General features: G+C 67.5%; 12 protein-coding genes and 2 pseudogenes. 5 read left to right on the top strand and 9 right to left on the bottom strand.

What is annotated here, in order from left to right; all coding sequences use genetic code 11:
• Nucleotides 1-14: 14 nt before the first annotated feature.
• Complete coding sequence (locus tag GL259_RS00635) at nucleotides 15-929, bottom strand: LysR family transcriptional regulator (protein ID WP_159528246.1); 915 nt, start codon at nucleotides 927-929, stop codon at nucleotides 15-17.
• Between the two features lie 219 nt (nucleotides 930-1,148).
• Between GL259_RS00635 and GL259_RS00630 the strand changes: the two genes are divergently transcribed.
• The 4 genes and pseudogenes from GL259_RS00630 (at nucleotide 1,149) to GL259_RS00615 (ending at nucleotide 4,000) form a co-directional block, all read left to right on the top strand.
• The gene (locus GL259_RS00630; RefSeq protein ID WP_159528244.1) at nucleotides 1,149-1,700 is read left to right on the top strand and encodes a hypothetical protein; all 552 of its coding nucleotides are present in this window, start codon (nucleotides 1,149-1,151) and stop codon (nucleotides 1,698-1,700) included.
• Nucleotides 1,701-1,703: 3 nt separating this feature from the next.
• Nucleotides 1,704-2,186, top strand: coding sequence for a DUF6644 family protein (locus tag GL259_RS00625; RefSeq protein ID WP_159528242.1), 483 nt, complete (start codon nucleotides 1,704-1,706; stop codon nucleotides 2,184-2,186).
• A gap of 118 nt (nucleotides 2,187-2,304) precedes the next feature.
• Nucleotides 2,305-2,580: pseudogene (locus GL259_RS38170) on the top strand (transposase); the annotation flags it as partial.
• Nucleotides 2,581-2,785: 205 nt separating this feature from the next.
• Nucleotides 2,786-4,000, top strand: a complete 1,215-nt coding sequence (locus GL259_RS00615; RefSeq protein ID WP_159528238.1) for a PQQ-binding-like beta-propeller repeat protein — start codon at nucleotides 2,786-2,788, stop codon at nucleotides 3,998-4,000.
• A 105-nt stretch (nucleotides 4,001-4,105) separates the two neighbouring features.
• Here the strand turns inward: GL259_RS00615 and GL259_RS39460 are convergent.
• From GL259_RS39460 to GL259_RS00600, 4 genes and pseudogenes are all read right to left on the bottom strand, one after another.
• Nucleotides 4,106-4,225, bottom strand: a pseudogene (locus tag GL259_RS39460) (IS5/IS1182 family transposase); the annotation flags it as partial.
• Nucleotides 4,226-4,524: 299 nt separating this feature from the next.
• Complete coding sequence (locus tag GL259_RS00610; protein ID WP_166461397.1) at nucleotides 4,525-4,899, bottom strand: PIN domain-containing protein; 375 nt, start codon at nucleotides 4,897-4,899, stop codon at nucleotides 4,525-4,527.
• Nucleotides 4,896-5,150, bottom strand: a complete 255-nt coding sequence (locus GL259_RS00605) for a hypothetical protein (RefSeq protein WP_159528236.1) — start codon at nucleotides 5,148-5,150, stop codon at nucleotides 4,896-4,898. The genes GL259_RS00610 and GL259_RS00605 overlap by 4 nt, the downstream gene beginning before the upstream one ends.
• A 143-nt stretch (nucleotides 5,151-5,293) precedes the next feature.
• Nucleotides 5,294-5,443 (bottom strand): hypothetical protein, encoded by a 150-nt coding sequence (locus tag GL259_RS00600; protein ID WP_159528234.1) that lies wholly within the window; start codon nucleotides 5,441-5,443, stop codon nucleotides 5,294-5,296.
• Between the two features lie 748 nt (nucleotides 5,444-6,191).
• Here GL259_RS00600 and GL259_RS00595 point away from each other — a divergent pair.
• On the top strand, nucleotides 6,192-6,974 hold the full coding sequence (locus GL259_RS00595) for a BlaI/MecI/CopY family transcriptional regulator (RefSeq protein WP_159528232.1): 783 nt from the start codon (nucleotides 6,192-6,194) through the stop codon (nucleotides 6,972-6,974).
• A 796-nt stretch (nucleotides 6,975-7,770) separates the two neighbouring features.
• On the opposite strand, the gene GL259_RS00590 is transcribed toward GL259_RS00595, so the two are convergent.
• The 4 genes from GL259_RS00590 to GL259_RS00575 all read right to left on the bottom strand — a co-directional run bounded on the left by GL259_RS00590 (nucleotide 7,771) and on the right by GL259_RS00575 (nucleotide 14,007).
• Nucleotides 7,771-8,160 (bottom strand): XRE family transcriptional regulator, encoded by a 390-nt coding sequence (locus GL259_RS00590; RefSeq protein ID WP_159528230.1) that lies wholly within the window; start codon nucleotides 8,158-8,160, stop codon nucleotides 7,771-7,773.
• 491 nt (nucleotides 8,161-8,651) lie between these two features.
• Nucleotides 8,652-9,335 carry an RES domain-containing protein gene (locus tag GL259_RS00585; protein ID WP_159528228.1) on the bottom strand — a complete coding sequence of 228 codons (684 nt, stop codon included), beginning with the start codon at nucleotides 9,333-9,335 and terminating at the stop codon, nucleotides 8,652-8,654.
• A 270-nt stretch (nucleotides 9,336-9,605) separates the two neighbouring features.
• Complete coding sequence (locus tag GL259_RS00580) at nucleotides 9,606-11,903, bottom strand: WD40 repeat domain-containing protein (protein ID WP_159528226.1); 2,298 nt, start codon at nucleotides 11,901-11,903, stop codon at nucleotides 9,606-9,608.
• The gene (locus GL259_RS00575) at nucleotides 11,896-14,007 is read right to left on the bottom strand and encodes an ATP-binding protein (protein WP_159528224.1); all 2,112 of its coding nucleotides are present in this window, start codon (nucleotides 14,005-14,007) and stop codon (nucleotides 11,896-11,898) included. Before GL259_RS00575 ends, GL259_RS00580 begins: the two co-directional genes overlap by 8 nt.
• Between the last annotated feature and the right edge of the window lie 6 nt (nucleotides 14,008-14,013).

Genomic DNA, 14,013 nt, shown 5'->3' with positions numbered 1-14,013 from the left:
GGAAGCCTCAAACCTCAGCCGTCGGGGCGGCCACGGAGCGCGGAGGAGTCCGTAGTGAGGATCGTGCGGAAGTTGCGCACCACCGGGCTCGTCTCACCTCGGCGCCAGACAAGTTGAATGGGCAGCGGCTCGGGTTGGGGGGTGAGCTGCCGGAACTCGACACCGGGTTGCCGCAGCGCCGCCATCGTACGGGGAACGATGGATACGCCCACCTCGGCCGCGACCAGCCCGATGATGGTCTGCATATGACCTGCCTCCTGCGAGACCTGGACCTCGAAGCCGGCGGCCCGGGTCAGGCTGGTTATCCGGTCATGCAGGGACGGTCCCATACGGCGGGGGAACATGATGAACGGCTCACCGGCGAGCTTGGACGTCGGCAGGGGGGAAGCGAGTGCCAGGGGATGCCTGCGGGGCAGCGCCGCGACCAGGACGTCACGGAAAATTTCCTGACTGGTCAGGCCCTCCTGGATTTCGCTTTCGTTCAGGGCGTGCAGGATCCCCACATCGATGCGGCCGGCGAGCAGTTCGTCGACCTGGCGGGCACTGGGCAGTTCCCGCACCTGGAGCTCGACGCCCGGATAGACGCGCCGGAAGCGGCGCAGCAGCCGGGGAATCAACTCGGGGACGGCCGAGCCAACGAACCCCAGAGACAGTTGGCCCACATCGCCGCGGCCAGTCTGTCTGGCGGTCAGCTGTGCCCGCTCGACATGGTGGAGGGCGCGGCGGGCCTCGGCGACGAAGCTCTCGCCCGCCGCGGTGATACTGACCTCACGGGTAGTCCGGTCGAACAGGGATACACCTAACTCGTCCTCCAGCTTGCGTACTTGTTGACTGAGAGTCGGCTGCTGGAGGCCCAGACGCCGGGCGGTGCGACCGAAGTGGAGCTCCTCCGCCAATACCACGATGTAGCGCATCTGTTCAAGATTCATACCTCCATGCAATCACAGAGATTGAATCTGATGAACAATCACTGGAGTGGGCGGAACCACCAACGAGACTGCGGGGCATGCGACTTCGATCCTCCGCTTTCGCTCTGACCACGACCGTTGCCACACTCGGTCTCGCCCTGGTGTCCGCCGGTTCGGCGGCCGCACACCACGGCTGGGAGCACTACAACACAACCGCGGCCCTACTACGTTTCCGGCACCGTGACCGGTGTCCGGTGGGGCAACCCGCACCCCGAGGTGACGCTGCGCATCGAGGACAAGCAGGTGCCGGACGGCTGGGCCGACCGGGAGATCCCCTCGGACCTGGAGGACATCGGCGGACGGCAGGTGATGGAGTCGACCCGCTCCTACTCCGGGTCCAGCAACGAACTGAAGCTGTTCCTGGCCCCCATCGAGCGGCTGTCGGCCTGGGGGATGGACAGCAAGGTGGAAGAGGGAGAGAAGCTGGAGGTCGTCGGTTACCTAGACCGGGAGCACGATGACGAGCTGCGCCCCGAGATGATCGTCCTGGAGGACGGACAAGCGGTGCGCCAACGGTCCGTGCCCCTGCCGGTGGCTCCCGAGGCCACCCCCCAGGAGGGTGGCGCGGCGCCGGCCGAGTCCGGGACCGGCGACGACGGTGCGTCGAGCAGTACGGCGTCCGACTCCGAAGACTCCTCCGACGCGACCGTCTGGCTGGTGACTGGCGGTGCCGTGCTGCTACTCTTCGTCGGCGGCGGTTACTACGTAGTACGGCGCGCCAACAGGACCTGAGCCGTGGACGACTTCTTCTCCTGGCTCGAACGGTCCAACCTGGGCGAAACCGTCCGCACAACGCCGCTGCTGTACTCCTCGCTCGAAAGCGTGCACATTCTCGGCATCGCGCTGCTCGTCGGCCCCGCCCTCGCCTTCGACCTGCGGCTACTCGGGGTCGGTCGGCAGATGTTGCCCGTCACGGCAGCCGCCCGGCACCTGCTGCCGCTGGCCCGCTTCGGTCTCGCGCTCGCGGTCGCAACCGGAGTGGTGATGTTCATCTCCGGTGCCGTCGCCGTCGGCAACAGTGGCGCGGCACCTTGGAAACTCGGCCTCCTGATCGTGGCGGGCATCAATGTCGCGGTCTTCCACTGGGGTACCTACCGCGGTGTGAACGCCTGGGACATCGACATCCCGACGCCGAAGAGAGCGAGGATGGCGGCCACCGTCTCGATCCTCGTATGGTGCGGAGTGATCGCCGCTGGCCGACTGCTCGCCTACACCTGAAAAGCCCTGCTCCTCACCCCGCGTACAGGCGAAGCCAACCAACCGGTATCTCACTGTCTGAGAATTCCAAGTTCCCAGTGACTGCACTGTGAATTCTGATCAACGCTTCTGACCCGACATGCTCATCGCTGACCGCGGCTATGACCGCGACAAGTACCAACGCCTACTGCGTAAGCGGGGTATCCGACCGGTGATCGCCGAGCGAGAGCAGCCCTAAGGCACTGGCCTGGGCACCTTCCGCTGGGTCGTCGAGCGGACGATCTCCTGGCTCCACGGCTTCCGCCGTCTGTGCATTCGCCGGAAACGACTCGACGACATCCATGAAGCCTTCCTCGGACTCGCCGTCTGCCTGATCACCCACCGACACCTCTGGAGGCTTTGTCGGGGCCAGTAGGGCGTCCGCTGCGCTGTTGCCGGGGGCAGCGCATCCGGGAAGTCCCAAACCCCCTTCACTACAAGGGAGTTACGTCGCGCATCCTGGGTAACCGGAGCGGCGGCCGGTGCACCGGCCGACTCCACCCGCGCGGATGGAGTGGCGATCCAAAAGGGGGGGGCTCATGGGCAACACTGTCAGGCATGTGTGGACCAGATCGGGCTGTGTGACGGCGACGGTTCTGGCGGTCCTGGCCGTCGGCATCGGTCCGGGAAACGCGGCGTCCCCGGGACCCGCACCCGCCACGGCGACCACGGAACCGGCGGACGCCACACTGGGGTACCGCGCCAACGCCCGCCACGACAGCTTCGTCGCCCAGGCGACGGCGGCTCCGCCGTTCACGAAGCTCTGGTCGGTCGACCTCGGCTCGGCCGTCTCCGCGCCGGTAGCGATCGGGGGGCGGGTCTTCGTGGTGGTCAACGCGGTGGACGAGGAGCAGACCGGCGGCCCGCGCATGGAACTCGTGGGACTGGACGCGGCCACCGGCAAGAGACTGTGGCCCCAACGCCTGATCGCCGACAACGATCCCAAGGCCACCCTGGCCTACGGTGGCGGGCTGCTCTTCACCCAGACCGGCCGAGGCGTGGTGACAGCCTGGGACCCCGCAACGGGTGAGCAGCGGTGGTCCCGCAGCACCGGCTCCGGCATCTGTGAGTATCCGCCCACCTGGTACGACGGCGTCCTGTACACGCAGGACGGCCGCGGCACGGCGATGGCACTGCGCGCCTCCGACGGAGCGGAGCTCTGGCGAGCCCCGCTCGTCGACTGGGGGATGTCGCCCGTGGTCGTCGACGACCTCGGGGTGTGGTTCGGTTTCGACAACTACTCGTACCAGCTATTGGATCGGAGCACCGGCCGGGAACTGCGGCGTTACGACGTACCCGATCTGACCGCGCTCGGCGGCAATCCGATCGTGCGGGGCGCCGGAGCACTGTGGCTGCGCAGCAAGGCCGCCGACGACGAGCGGACCGTGGCCTACGACCAGCACACCGGCGTCGTCCTGCGGTCCTTTCCCGCCGACGCCACCCCCACGTTCGGTCCCGGCCGGGTCTATGTGACCTATCGCGGCACCGTGAAAGCGATCAGCACGACGACGTACACGACGGCCTGGAGTTACCGCAGCCCGCGCCAGGCGGCCACTGTCCGCCTCGTCGCCGGTGGCCATGTGTATGTCCAGGACGGTGACGGCCGCCTGGTGGTCTTGAACGAGCGCACCGGCGCCGTGGTCTGGTCCTACCGGCTGCGGGCCGAGCCGCATCCGCAGGAGAACGTGGTCGCGGAGGAGGACTGGGCGGGCTGGGTCAACCCCGGCATCGCGACCGCGCGCGGCCGGGTGTTCACGCCCGGGCAGAACGGCGTCCTGATCGCGTTCGGGAACTGACAGCGCAGCCGCACCGCGGAGGGCCGCGCCGACCGGCTCGACGTGGGGAACACCAGCCATCCAGGGATCCGCTCCACGGCCCGCCGCTTGGGTGGCTGGGTGAACCACCTGCTCGACCAGGCGGGTGCCGGCGCCGGCCCCGCTGCTCGCGGCCGTGACCAGCACCGCGAGCAGCGGACCGAGGGCGTCGGTGACGACGCTCCGTTGGCGACCCGCGACCTTCTTCGCCGTGTCCGTGTTGCGGCCTGCGCCCAAGACGCAAGTCGAGGGCGCGCCCTGGTTGGCGGGGCGAGCACTTCAGCACTCGAGCTGAACTTCTGTATTTCTCCTGGTCAGCGGCCTGACGGTGGGGAGTGCAGCGGGGCTCGGCGTGGGCGGGACGGGCTTGGTCCGACCGTCCCACCAACGGGTGCCCGCACCGCATGTAATGACAGCACCGTCCGCGGTCCTCGCCGGCGGCCGGTCGCTGCAAGTCGAATGTGAGGCTTCCCCGGAGACAGCCTCGCCTTCGCCCAGGGTGCGGGTCAGGTGGGGTTCAGCGGAGTGATGCCGGTACCCGTGTACAACTCGGGTTCCAGCGACAGAACCGTGAGGGGCTCCCCAGCCTTGATCGCGTGCCAGGCGATCGCGGCCGCGTGGGCCACCGGCCAGTCCACGTTTTTCCATTCCATCGCGTCTACGGCGTGCGCAGCAGTGAACGGGATGTTCTCGGCGAAGCGCAAGGATGCCGCATGCTCGCCTGCCCCGGCGATCTGCCGCTCGGCGGCAAGGAGGGACAGGGATGGAATGATGACTCGGCCGGTGCCACGTGAGGCCTCAATGTAGAGGCCGGTGAAGAAGGGATCGGCCCGGTACAGGGCGGCCAGAGCGGTGTGGTCCAGGACAGCCGTCAGGTTCACGCGGCGGCGCCGGCCTGATGAGCGCGGATTTTCGCCCAGGCATCCTGGCCGGCTTGCTGGACCTGCTCTGTGTACTGGATGCCGAGCTCACGGGCCGCCTCGGCAGCGCGCTGCTCCCGTTCGGCTTCCGTGAGCTCGCGGGAAGCGAGCTCTTCCAGCAGCTCGGTAATGGTGGTGCCGCGCTCCTCGGCAAGGACACGCAGTCGGTCGCGCACTTCCTCGCTGGTCTTGATGCTCGTCGGCTTACTCATGCCGCCGATTCTACCGGCGGTAGAATCGGCGGGGCAGTGGCTCCGCCGACTACGCTGTCCCGGCCTGGACGATCACCCAGTCCATGTACGCTTCGCAATATGCCTCCCCGATCACAAATGGGAATGGCTTGCAAGTCGGCCGGTTACGGCTGGTACGGGCAGCAGGCATCGTGGGCGACCTTCGCGCTGCCGTAGTCACGGGGATGGGGGCCGGACCAAGCGATCTGGCCAGCGAGGTGGTGGACCTTGGTGTCGGTGAAGTACCGGGCCGGGTAGTCGCCGGAGATCAGCACGATCCATGCCGCCTCTGCCTCCTCCCCCTGTGATCACGCGCCGGGTCGGGCCTGGCCCAGGGCCGGTAGACGTTCACCCCGTCGTAGTCCATGCTGCGGTGAGGGTGGGTGGCAAGGCCGCAGGCCGGGCACGGCACGGTCAGCCTGCACCCCGCACGGGCACCTCGGCCCCGGCCGGGCAGAAACACTCATACAGGTCGGCCTCAGGATGAGGGACAGCACCGTGTGCCGTCCCGGCACGGTCCTTCGGCCGCCAGGCGCAGCGCAGGCAGCGGGTGCAAACTGGCTGCTCCCGCGGGGCGGGAAACGTTCCGGGCCGGTACCCCGGGACTTGGTGCGCTCGGCGGGAACGGCGTCCGTCATCGGGAGCGGCCCCGTGCGGCGTGCGTGGAGGGCACGGGGCCGCCGAAGTCCCGCCGTCCTGTCCGAGCGGGCTCGAGGGGGACCTTATGCAGGCATGGTGGGTGCCGCATGCGCTGCGGGGCGCCGGAGCAGGGACGGTTGAAGATCGCCGGGAGCGGCCGTGCGTGATGGCTGTCCGAAGTCCGGGGCTGGAGGCGTGTGCCGTGTTCCGGGGGCGCGGGACGTGCGGGAAGGTCGTCGTGCCGGGCTGTGGGCACCGGGGCTCCGGAGGGGATCGCCGTGTGCGGCTGCTCCCAGGGGTGGTGTTCGCCCAGGACAGCAGCGACGGTCCCGTTCGGGTGAGTAGCATCCGGCAGCAACAACCCCGTGTGAAGGAGCGTGCCGCGTGGCCACCGAGCCGGAAGAGCCCACCACCCAGAGCCTGCAGAGCCAGTACGCGACCCAGTTCGCCAACCACCTCAGCGCCAACCGGGAGGAACAGGCCCGTCTGCGCAAGCGCCTTGAACAGCTCGAGGCGGACGAAGCCTGGCTGGTGAGGGCATTGGAGACGGTGTCTGCCCCGGCCGAAGGCCGCTTTGGTACGCAGATGCCCGAGGAGGAGTCGGCACAGCCGCAGGACAGCACGTCCGGGCCGGCCGAAGCGGCCGAGCAGGCCGAGTCGGCTGTTGAGGCTTCCGCGGCTGTTCCCGAGCAGCAGCAGGACGAGCCGGCCGAGGCGCCCGTGAAGAAGACCACGGCCAAGAAGACGGCCGCCAGGAAGAGCACGGCCAAGAAGTCAGCGACCAGGAAGACCACGGTGCGGAAGCCTGCGGCGAAGCAGCCTCCCGCGGCGAAGAAGCCGGCGCCCGAGGACGGACAACCGTCCCTGGGCGAGCTGTTGCTGACCGTTCTTGGCAGGCACGCAGGCCAGCCGCGCACCGCGAGCGAGGTCGCCGGTGACCTGGAGCGGGAGCACCCCGAACGGGCCCGTGACATCAATACCGTGCGCAACACCCTGGAGCGGCTGGTCTCCAAGAGCCGCGTCGAGCGGACGAAGCAGAAGAACACCGTGCTCTACACCGCCGTGGCCGAGTCCGCGCCCGCCGCGGAAGACGCAGCCACAGAAGTGGCCCCGGCCGCCGAGAAGACCGGGGCCGAGGAGGCCGAGAAGGTGCCGGCGCAGGCCTGACCTCTTCGTCCGGCGCGGTGACGCCGACGGGACCGGGTGCCGGTCCGCAGCGCGATGCGTGAGGCCGGGCAACAGCATCCGACTGGTGAGAGGTTGGAAGCCTGCCACCGGGCGCGCGGGACGTCCATGTCCCCTTTCCGGGCCTTTGCTGCAGGATGCCGTCACGCCTGTGTGTGGCCGTCCGTACAGTGGCCGCGCGCAGGCATGCGGCGGCTGCCTGCCGGGCGGTGTCCGGGCCAGGTGGGCCGGACGACGGGGCTGTGCTGCGCCGGATGCAGGCGACCAGCACCACGGTGACCGCCGGAAGCCGCTCCATGACCTCCCCGACCGCCGGCGCCCTCGCGGTCCTCCTCGGCCTCCGAGCCGGCCTTACCGTCGACGCGCTCCTCCAGAGCGGACTGGGCCAGCACGCCGTTTGCATGGCCGCCCTCGGGGCGAATGTCACCGCCGTGGGCCCCTCCCCCACCAAGCACCAGCGCGTCGCCGCCCGATACCCGGATATCCCGAGGATTGCTGCCGTACCTGTACCTGTAGCCACGGATTCGAGGCAGAAATCAACAGCGGTCCGGAGCCCGAGGGGACTGGGGCGCTCCAGACCGTTGCAGGATTGTGCAGGTGTGTGGCCAGTGAACGCTTGAACGGACGCTCCGCAGCGTGGAACCGCCACGGCTTGGGGTGTTGCTGCCGTGGCGATGCACGCTCGCCGGGGCAGTGCTCGCGGCTCAGTTTGCAGGGGTTTTGCGTCCCAGCAGGATGAGGCCGGCCGTGTCACAGCGTGGCGGATGACGGGGCGTGGTCAGAGGTCGCCGCGGCGGAAGGAGCGGGCTGCGGCCATCACGTCCTTGAAGCGTCCGTCGGCGATGACTTGGATCGGCGAGTCGTCCTCGAGCTGCGGGTTCATGCCCATCATCCAGGCGCGGGCGATGTGCCTGTTCTCGCAGTTGGCGATGTAGGTGAACACCTGGTACGCAGTCCGCAGGCGGCATTCAGAGTCGAATCGGGGGGTGTTCTGCGACCTGGCCCACCGGCCGACTTGCTTGGGGTCTTCCACGCCTGCGATGTGGGCGGCGACTCGCTGGCTGAAGGTGTCCTGCAGGAAGCGCGCGATCTCGGCGATGGGCTGCTCTGTGGTGTCACGGAGCGCCCGGTCTGCGGCTTCTGCGGTGTTCTCTCGCTGAGTCTGCATGGTCTCCTCGTTTCCCCGCCGCCAGAGGAGGCGGCAAAGGCGGGCGCTTTTTAGCGCGCGAAGGCGTGCGGCGTGGTCAGGTTCGGACGGCGGCCGGATCGGCTGTGAGGAGCCGTGCCGCGGGCGCGCCTGTCCGGCTGGCTGCTGAGAGCAGCACACCACCTCGGCCTGGAGGAGGCTGGGACGACGGGGGATGTTGGTGCTGCGCCGTACTGGCTGCGGGATGCCGGCCCGCGTAAGCCGAGGTCTGTGGCGGCGATGTCGATCAACATGCTTACTCCCTAGTGGTGTTGATGAAAGGTTACCCGTTTAGGTGGTCCTTACCCCACGGTTTTCCCCTAAAGAACACACCTAAATTCCACCATGCGGCCCATGGGTGGCCCCGTGAGCAGCGGGTTCGCTGCAGTGCACCAAGTTGCAGAAGCGTGACCTCGGCAGCTTGCATCGACCGGATCGGGCGACAGTACGTACGGCCGGTCGACGCAGTTCGCTCACCTGATGGTCAGTCCGTACTCGCGGGCCACTTCTTGCAGGGCAATGTCCTCCATGCGGATGGGGCGCCGCTCGACTTCCTTCAGTTCGGTGTCCCGCAGGATCGCCCAGCACTGGCGGCCTCCGTAGCCGGACCGGTAGGTGATGCCCTGGATGAGCTGGTGGCCGTCATTGTTGCGCTGCGCAACGGCCCAGGCGGCGATCTGCCGGGCAATACGGCGATCCTTGCCGTGGATGTGCTGGTCCGACAGCGGTCCGTCGACGCCCAGGGCCTTCAGTTCGTCCTCGAGGCAGTCCGCGAGGACGACTCGTGTCTGTTCGGTCTCCACGTCGAGGAACTGCGCATGGGGCGAGGGGATGAGGCGAACCAGGATGCGCTCTTCCCGCCAACTGGACGCGAGGTCGTTCAGGGCCATCTGGTCTGTGTTGCCGGTGTCGGCATCCTTCATGAGCTCGCGGATCCTGGGGTCGATCCGGAAGGAAGCCAGGGCCTCGGCGTAACATCCGGCCGGCGCGGATGCGCAGTAGAGCATGCCGTAGGAGAAGAGACTGAATCGTCCGGCCGCGGATCCGTCGAGGGTCTCTGGTTCTACCTGGTTGTACCTGATCGGGTCATAAGCCCAGCCAAGGCGCCACACGCCGTCGTCGGGAGCGGGCTTCAAGGTGACAGGCGGAACGGTCATCGCCGATGTCCCTTCTCCTGGCTCGCTTCTCGGCGTTTGCGGCAAGCCGCGATCGCGGCGGAAGGGTGTTTGCCAACGGGCTTTGGAGGCCGGGCGGCTAACGCAACGGTCATCGATCCTCACTCGAACGGTGCTGGTGCAGGGCAGACTCTTCGGTGTCCCACTGGCGGGGCTGAAGATTCTCTCGTCAGGCCCTGCGGCGTGTCTTCCAGGAACGGCCCGGGTGCACGGCGCATTGGCGGAGCGTTGAGGCACGCGGGCGGCGCACGGTCACCACAGTTGTTCCCGGTCCAGATGGAAAGCCATGGTTCCTGCTTCACCGGAAGCCAGCAGGATCGATGAAGCGTCGCGGTCCGGGTCCTGCACGGTCTTCAGACTGCGGATGGGTGATCCCGTCACGATGCTCAGCAGGCGTCGGCCGGTGGTGACGTCCCATACGTGGATTCCGGTCGTGCCAGCTGCCGCGACTGCGGTCCGCTCCTGGGGCAGAGGCAATGCGGTGACCGCGCTGAGTTCACCGTCCTCGAGAGTCAGCTCGTGCGCCTTCTCTGCGGTGCTGACGTCCCACAGCTTCAGTGTGCCGTCTTGCCCGGCACTGGCAACGAGGAGTCTGTCGCTCTCTTTCACGAAGGCGAGGTCGTTGATGACGTCCTGATCGCACTTGATTGTCTGCCCGTGTTGCTCGAGCCTGTCCGCATCCCAGACCCGCACGTTGCCGTCACCCCCGCCTGAGGCGACGAGCGTCTGGGCGAGGTTTCGGTGGGTGGCAAGGCAGCGCACACTGAACTGGTGATCGCCGAACTTTCTGAGCAGCTGTCCCGTCTGCGGCTTCCATATGCGGACCTGTCCATCACCGCTACCGCTGACCAGCAGTTCTCCCTGCTTGGTGGATAACGCCACCAGTGCCCGGGCGGGCAGCAAGTGGCCGGTCATGTCCGGTCCGGCCTGCTTCCCGGTGTCGGGGTCGACGCAGACGATTTTGTTGTCGCTCAGTGCCGCGGCCAGAAGGAGCCGGCCCTGCACTCTGGGCCAGGCGAGCGCCGTTACCTTCTGTCCTTCCAGCAGCGTGCGCTGTGTATTGGAGGTCAGGTTCCATACGACCACACGCGCTGCTCTGGCCACGGCGAGCAGGTGAGGAGGTGAAGGGGACAGGGCGCTGGCGGTGACATGGTTCCGTGCTTGCGGAGGTCGGCCGAAAGTGGGCCGGGCTACCGTCCAGCGGCGTACCAGGCGGTCGGCTCCTCCCGTCAGAAGACGGTCCTCGGTGTCGCCGGTGAGGCGAGTCATGGCGGTGACGGGTGCGGCGTGCGCCGGCAGTTCGCCGTCGACAGGTTCCAGACCCGGCAGCCGCCACAGCCGGACCGTCCCGTCACCGGCCGCCGAGGCGAGAGCCGGCTGGCGGTCGAGAAAGGTGACGAGCAGCGCGGTGACAGGAGCGGCGTGGGCAGCAACCGCAAGGGGGGCGGCGCTGCCTGTGGTGTCGGTGAGGTCGTGGACGGATACGTTTCCGTCCTCGTCTGCTACGGCGTACTGGCCTGGCTGCGGCAGGGCCAGCAGTGCGCGGATCCGTGCCGGGTGCCGGGAGTGCACAAACTGGTTGTGGCCGTCGAAGCAGTGGACGGTGTCACGTCCGGTGAAGAGCAGGCACGGGTGTTTGTCGGCGCGTGTGATGCCGCAGATGATCGCTGATGAATCCTGTAGTTCTGGAAGGGGCACTGGGTGGATCTGGAGGCGTCCTATGTCGAAGGCCGCGATGTGGCCGTCGCTGAACGCTGCCAGGACCAGGGGGAGGTGTCCCGGGGGCCGGTAGGAGGTCAGGGAGCTGACCCAGGTCTGCGGCCGGCAGGTGACGACTTTCTGGACGAGTCTGCCGTGGAGTGCGTCCACGACTGCGACACATCCGTCCATGCCCGCGGTGACCACAAGGTCTCCCCCGGCAGCGAGCAGATGGCTGACCGCGCCGGTGTGGACTGTGATCGGGGCATGAGCCAGGCTGCCGTCGCGGCGCAGAATGCGCAGTGAACCGCCTCCGTCACCCACGGCCACGGCAGCTGTCTGACCGCCGGCGTTCACGACGGTGGCCATGGCCGTCACATCTTTCCCCGTAGTGGTCCAGGCGGGGACCGGAGCGACGCAATCGCTCCATAGCGGGGTTACCGGTGAGGCCTGAAGTGTTTGCGACGCCGCTGAGGATGGTGTCGGCCCGGACTGGGACGGCAGCAGTGAGGTCGAGTACTGGGCCAGACGCATGCTGGACAGCCGCGACAGGGGTCCCGCCTGCTGTGCGAACGGCTCCAGCCCGGCCCACGCCTGCAGCCACTCTCGGCGTTCGAGTCCCTCTTCATGAGCCGCCAGCAGTTGCCGCACCCCTGAACTGGTCTCCCAGGCGAGCAGAGCGGGCGGTACATGGTCGTCGTCCAGGACGTGGCCTTCTGCGGCATGTTCAGCAAGGTGCCGGCGCAGGTACGGGTGCGGGGGAATGGCCGGATCGCTGGGGACCAGATCTGCCAGGGCAGCTGCGATTTTCCTGTGAATCTCGGCGTTCCTGCTGTCAGCGGCTTCATGCATCCCGGCCCCCGTTGTCCAGCAGCCGCGCATCCGGATCGAGCAGCACCTCGACCAGTTCCTCATGAGCGGGCCGGTACACCCGCCGATCGTCCTCCACCGCATGGGCCAGGTAACCGCTCAGCCGGCCATTGAGCAGCTTCCCGATCATCGCATCCCATTCATCACCGTTCAGGCTCTTCGGAGCGAGGAAGACCCCCGCGATGGCCGGCCAGACCTCCGCCCACGGCACACCCTGTCCCTTGGCGAAAGCCGAGGCCTTCAGTAAAGCCAGGGCAACGTCCGGAGGAAGACCATCCCCGCCCACAAGTGCAAGATCGCGTTGCAGCAGGCCCCGAATGCCCCGCTTCAGCATCCGCTGCCAATTCTCACTGCGAGCAAGCGTCAGCGGATCATCAGTACTGCGCAGCTGGTCCCCCGCCAGCCGGGCATCGATGAAAGACGGCCACACCATCTTGGCCACCAGCGGCACCACCTCCGCCACGGTGCTGTCATCCACCCCATCACCGATCAGTGCTTCCACGTACTCGGCGATGTCGTTCTTGCTGCTCTCGTTGTCGGTGCGCTCCACATGAGCTGTTGGAAACAACTGCAGCAAGGCCCTCAGCAGGCCCGGGTCTTCGCTAGATGGAGCACTGGTGCTGCTCTGGCTCGGCCGGCTGGAGCGCACTCCGATCAGTAAGCGCACCGCAGGCACCGCAGTCTCTGCGTGCTCGTCCTGGCGTTGCCCCGGCACACGCGGAAGGCAGAAATCAGCCAGCGGCGTCAGAATGTCACCGATGATCCGCGCCTGCTCGTACGCCTCGTCCAGCCCGTCAAGAACGATCGTCACAGTCTGATCGCACGTGCGGACATGCTCCAGCAGCTGGCGGGACCAGACGTCGACCTGATCGCCCGCTGCCGGTACCGGCTCGAGGGGCAACGCCAAAGAGTGCAGCAAACTGGCAGCTACCTGGGCTGCGTTCAAATGCCGGACATGGACGGCAGCGGTCACGGCGCCTTCCGGCGGAAACGTGTCCGCGGACGCGGAGTCCTGGGCTGCCTTGTACATCGGGTCGTCGCGGAACAGGGGATCGCTCAACGTCACCGCACGGGCGAGAACGGCTGACTTGCCGCTGCCCGCACATCCCGTGATCAGCATGACCCCCCGGGGAACAGCAGGGCTGAGGAACGATGCAACGGCGCGGTTCAGCTCAGTACGCCCGCGGAAGTACCAGCCGGTGTCGTACTCCCGAGGCCGGCCCGTAGCCCGGTCCAGCCAGTACCCTTGTGCCAGAACTCCGCCCTGCTGCGCCGTGCCGAGCATCTCCGGCAGATGCACGTAGCCGGGATTGGGCAGACATGGGGTCGGCTCGGAATCACCACCGTCCAGGGCATACCGCAGCTTGAACTTGCGTTTTTCTTCGTCTCGCAAACCGCGGGCGTACTCGGCCATGAAGTCCGGAACGCTCAGATGCGGGGTCGTGATCCCGGCGGTCCGCCGCAGGCGCTGCAGCGCCTCCTCCAGCAGTTTCGGGAACTGCAGCACCCTGATCTTGCTGTCGTGGCTGCATGTGGTCAGGACGTCGAGGTTGCGCCCTTCACGGCGGCTGGGCGGTATCTCCTTGTACAGCGCTGCGATCTCAGCATGCATATTGCCCGCGAAGCACGCGTTGACGATCACGAGCACGTTCTTGACGTGCGAGTCCAGCGCCGCGAGCACAATGTCAGAGGTGCGTACCGCTGTGGCCAGAGGCCGGGACTCCACCGAGGCGGGAAGCCGCAGAAAATGCGTATCCGACTTGCCCTTGATGCCGTGCCCGGTCACGAACAGCACCAGCGCCTGGCCGCGCATCTCCCTGACCTGGTGGGCCCTCAGGAAGTCCTCAACGTCGTCACGCGTCTGCAACTCCGGAGGTGCCACCTGCCGGAACGCCTGCAGCGGCCCCGGAGTGCTCCACCACTCCCGCACCACCGACAACTGCCGGTCGATCCCCTCGGCGAAAGCCTCCGCCTCGTAGTCATCGTCGTAGTTGCGTACCGCCAGCGTCAGCAGTACCCGCTGCGCCGCCAGTCCGTCCCCGGCTAACGCGGGACCCTGCTGAACCTCACCCCCCGTGTGCTGCATGTCACT

Source organism: Streptomyces sp. Tu 3180, from assembly GCF_009852415.1.
In the GTDB taxonomy this organism is placed as follows: Bacteria; Actinomycetota; Actinomycetes; order Streptomycetales; family Streptomycetaceae; genus Streptomyces.
This window is presented reverse-complemented; position numbering and strand designations above follow the sequence as displayed.